The sequence below is a fragment of the Mucilaginibacter sp. P5_A6 genome (assembly GCF_056400585.1).
The window spans coordinates 1-3379 of record NZ_JBFUKZ010000069.1 but is presented as its reverse complement, the minus strand read 5'-3'; the positions used below and the strand labels follow the sequence as shown (position 1 = coordinate 3379).

The window sequence follows — 3379 nt, the reverse complement described above, 5'->3', positions numbered from 1 at the left end:
GCAGTACCTAAATCTTTTTTCGGACCGCCGGTGAAAGCGAAATCAGCAGTACCTAAATCTTTTTTCGGACCGCCGGTGAAAGCGAAATCAGCAGTACCTAAATCTTTTTTCGGACCACCAGTGAAAGCGAAGTCAGCAGTACCTAAATCTTTTTTCGGGCCACCGGTGAAAGCAAAGTCAGCAGTACCTAAATCTTTTTTCGGCCCACCTGTGAAAGCGAAATCGGCAGTGCCTAAATCTTTTTTCGGACCGCCGGTGAAAGCGAAATCAGCAGTACCTAAATCTTTTTTCGGACCGCCGGTGAAAGCAAAGTCAGCAGTGCCTAAGTCTTTTTTCGGGCCACCGGTGAAAGCCGTACTTTGATTAGATGGAGTTTCAGTTTTTGTATCAGAAGTAAATGATGTAAGGAAAGTGCTTAATGCTAATATTGCTATGATTGATGACTTTTTCATGATTGTTGTATTTTGTAGGGTGGTGGTATAAATATTTTGTTAATAAATTGTTGGTGTTTGGTAATTAGTCGGCCTGGCCTAAATCTTTTCTAAATCCAGATTTTGATGAAGTAAGCGTTGCCACTTCTGGTTTTACAGTTTGTTTTGTTGTGGTTTGTGATGATAAAATACCAGTAGCTACACTTAAGCTTACAATGGTTACGATGATAAATTTTTTCATGTCGTTTTTAATTTTTTAAATGTTTTATATAAATCATGTTTAAGATCAATCAGCTGTACCCAGGTCTTTTTTGACATTGGTGGCAAAAGAGTGCAGTGTGGTGGTTTCAGGAACCACGCTTTCTTTTTTGCATGATAAGATGGCGCCTGTGAATAAAACTGCTAAGGTGATTGTGATTAACTTTTTCATGATCGTTAAATAATATTTTGAATACCGGATTGTCTTGATTTTGAATGCTTGCTACGCCTTAATAAAAAGATTAGTCGGCAACGCCCAAATCTTTTTTAAACCCATTGTTGTTTATTATAATGCTGGTGGCCATTGGCTGTTCGGCCTTTTTTGGCGATACTAAAACCGTTGATGATAAAACTCCTGTGCCTGATACAAGCAACGCTAAGAGAATGAATTTTTTCATATATATTAATATTTTATATTAGTATTCTATTTAATTAAGTAATAATTAACCATATGTGCCAAATAATACTTTCCGGTATTTTTACCGGTATGTAAAAGCTGTTTATAGATTATAATTTACTTTCTTTTTTGTATAAAAACTGCCAGAAATACCTTACAGTTTTATTATGTTTTTTTGCGTTATTATAAAATAAATTGTTAATTTTAAACACTATACCCAATTGTTAATTAAAAAACATTGTTATACTTTTTAATTATTTTCATTATCAGGTAGTGTATTGGTAACATATAAAGCAGTTTAATATTTTCACTACTTAAAGCGTAGCCCGAAACAGTTTTTTTATGCCCTGAAATATAATAAAATGCACAATAATATACAATTAATTAACTGAATATCAATTAATTAACAAGCCAAATATATATATGTTTTTTAGTTTTTTAAGTAATAAATATGAAATAATTTTCAACAATCTTTTTTCTGTTGTTTTTATGTATATTTCAGTATAATTTATAACTTTCCCATTCAATATCACGTAAAAGTGTTTTAATGAAAAAAGCCCTTAGTTTTCTTTTATTCTTTTTTACTGTATTTACTATATACGCGAAGGAATTAGATGAGGCGATTACAGCAGATACAAGCGAGGTTATACGCATTAATAAACAAGCTTATGACAACCGCTTAACCCAACCTCAGCAAACGCTTACCGATGCTACCCGGGCAATGGATCTGGCTCGTAAAATGAACTATAACAATGGTATTGCCGAGGCTTACCGGGTTTCGGGTTTGGCCATGTTTTATATGGATCAGCCCGAAAAGGCATTCAGCAGTTATTTAAATGCGGTGGTTTTTTTTACCAGGGCCAATAATTTGGGCGGCGAGGCAAAAGTGTACAATAACATGGGTAATATTTACCGCGACCATGATACCAACCGCTCGCTTGATTATTTTTTTAAATCGCTGGCTATCGCCAATAAAATTAATAATGTAGGTTTAGTAGCATCGCTCAATTTAAACATAGGTAACGTTTATACCCGCAGAAACAGCTATACGCAGGCTTTAAAATATTATGGTCAAAGCAAAGCTATGTTCATTACGCTAAAGGATTCTGTTAACCTGGTTCAATGCGTGCAGAATACAGGGGTGGTTTACTTTAAGTTAGGGGAGTATGATAAAGCTTTGGCAATGCTGCTTGAGGCCAACAGCGCCGCCAAACACCTTGATTTAAATGAGCCGATAGCAAGTATTGATTTAACGCTGGCTTCACTATACATGAACCAGAAGAGGTTTGATGAGGCAGAAAAGGTAGTTAAAGAGGGGGTTGCATACACGCAGCTGATTAATGATCCTAAGCTTGAATATGACTATAAGCACACCAATTATGAATTGGCTTATAACCGCAAAAATTATAACGAGGCCCTGTTTTATTTACGCGAGATTTACCGTGTAGATAGCGCAACTTTCAAAACCAATACCTCGGTGCAAATGAAACTGATAGAAGCTACCCGCAAACAGGATGAGCAGATAAAGGAAAACGAGCGCGTGGCAGAACGGCAGGCATATGACCGTACCAAGTTTTGGGCCGTAACTATAGTTGCCGGGCTTTTATTGGTTGTGATAGGACTATTGGTAGGCAATGTGAAGCGCAAGGCTAAAACCAATGTACAGCTTACTTTACTTAACGGCGAAGTATCCCGGCAAAAGGACAACCTCGACCGTATTAATCACCATCTGGAAGAGATCATTGACGAGCGTACCAAAGATCTTCAGATCAAGAACAGGAAATTATCCGAACATTCATCCTACCTGTCGCACCAGATAAGGGGCCCTATAGCTACTCTGCGCGGCCTTATCAATCTCGAAAAAGAAGGCCTGGTAGATCAGGAGGAGTGCATTTCGATGATGGACAAATGCGTATCCGAGATCGACGAAAAAATCATTGACATGAGCGATATGCTGCATAACCCATCGCGCACCACTACTACGTAGTTTTTTGGATAAAGGATTTTTGGACGAAGGACTTTCGGACGTTCAGACAAAGGACTCTCGGACGTTCAGACAAAGGACTCTCGGACGCAGGACAACAGGGTGGTTTCGGACTGTACGAGAGTCCAATGAAGATGATAAGCCGACATACTTTGAATGCTTTCGCATAGGATGTCTATAACAAAAACGGCCAGTATTCACCGGCCGTTTTTGTTATCTTTTATCTTTTATCCAAAAATCCTTTGTCCGAAAATCCTTTGTCCGAAAGTCCTTTGTCCGAAAGTCCTTTGTCTGAACGTTGTCTGAACG

5 protein-coding genes are annotated in these 3379 nt (G+C 37.8%); 1 reads left to right on the top strand and 4 read right to left on the bottom strand.

Going from position 1 to position 3379, the window contains the following annotated elements:
* From AC1DO4_RS27655 to AC1DO4_RS27640, 4 genes are all read right to left on the bottom strand, one after another.
* On the bottom strand, positions 1–452 hold a 452-nt coding region (locus AC1DO4_RS27655; protein ID WP_477421000.1), incomplete at its 3' end, for a hypothetical protein.
* Between the two features lie 64 nt (positions 453–516).
* The gene (locus AC1DO4_RS27650; RefSeq protein WP_477420999.1) at positions 517–672 is read right to left on the bottom strand and encodes a hypothetical protein; all 156 of its coding nucleotides are present in this window, start codon (positions 670–672) and stop codon (positions 517–519) included.
* 45 nt (positions 673–717) lie between these two features.
* Positions 718–861: a hypothetical protein gene (locus AC1DO4_RS27645; RefSeq protein ID WP_477420998.1), complete on the bottom strand. Its 144-nt coding sequence runs from the start codon at positions 859–861 to the stop codon at positions 718–720.
* Between the two features lie 70 nt (positions 862–931).
* Positions 932–1087: a hypothetical protein gene (locus AC1DO4_RS27640; protein ID WP_477420997.1), complete on the bottom strand. Its 156-nt coding sequence runs from the start codon at positions 1085–1087 to the stop codon at positions 932–934.
* A 546-nt stretch (positions 1088–1633) separates the two neighbouring features.
* Between AC1DO4_RS27640 and AC1DO4_RS27635 the strand changes: the two genes are divergently transcribed.
* On the top strand, positions 1634–3073 hold the full coding sequence (locus AC1DO4_RS27635; RefSeq protein ID WP_477420996.1) for a tetratricopeptide repeat protein: 1440 nt from the start codon (positions 1634–1636) through the stop codon (positions 3071–3073).
* Positions 3074–3379: the final 306 nt, after the last annotated feature.